The 752-nt window shown below is 63.8% G+C and carries 1 protein-coding gene; it reads left to right on the top strand.

All coding sequences use genetic code 11. The features are described from left to right. Positions 1-92 precede the first annotated feature (92 nt). Positions 93-287 (top strand): hypothetical protein, encoded by a 195-nt coding sequence (locus ACFWPJ_RS33640; protein WP_378857680.1) that lies wholly within the window; start codon positions 93-95, stop codon positions 285-287. The last annotated feature ends 465 nt before the right edge of the window (positions 288-752 follow it).

Below are 752 nucleotides of genomic sequence, written 5' to 3'. Positions count from 1 at the left end.
AGAACTACTCCGTGCACAAGCGGGCCGAGGTCCGGGCGTGATGCGCAGAGAACCACGTCGAGTTGGTGTTCTTGCCGACGTATTCGTCGTGGTTGAACCGGATCGAGTGCGAGTTCGCGGCGTTGCGCTACTTCGCACGCAACGGCACCGACCACCGCAGCCACGCCGAGCAAGATGCCGCGATCGGTGATTACATCCGCTGGCGCAACCTGCACGCCGGAACGGTCCGAGACTTCGCTGTCGGCTCCAAGATCCGACGCCCGGATTACCTATCCAACGTTGGTTGACGCGGCACTAGCGGTCTTCTGATCGCGACGCCAGCGAGCCGATTCGGATCGTGTATCCCACAAACGTCAAACGTCCGATCATGACTCCGACCAACCCCGCCAACGCGGCGAAGAATGCTGCAGTCACTGTCCCCTCCAACTGGTCCATCCTGCGCGAGGGAGCATTGCCAGTCTACGGCCTTTGTGCAGCGATACCAGGCAGTACTCGTGTCAGAAGGCATTCTGCACCAACGGGTCCCAGCCATCGACGAGCGCAGCTGTGCATTGGCGTGCCAATGTGACCGGATTGCGCCGATCCCAGGGCTCGGCGAGAATCTCAAAGACTCGATCAGTATCTGGGTCGACCTGACAGAGCAGCGGCGGGCGGGCCCCCCTGGGGGGGGCGGGCGTACAACAAAAAAGCCCCCCCCGACACCCCGGGGTGGGGGCGGGCGACCGCGGGGCCCCCGGGCGACTCCGGCAACA

Origin of the sequence: Nocardia sp. NPDC058497 (genome assembly GCF_042720195.1) — a bacterium.
GTDB lineage: Bacteria > Actinomycetota > Actinomycetes > Mycobacteriales > Mycobacteriaceae > Nocardia.
The sequence above is the reverse complement of the archived record's forward strand: the minus strand, read 5'-3'. Positions and strand labels throughout refer to the sequence as shown.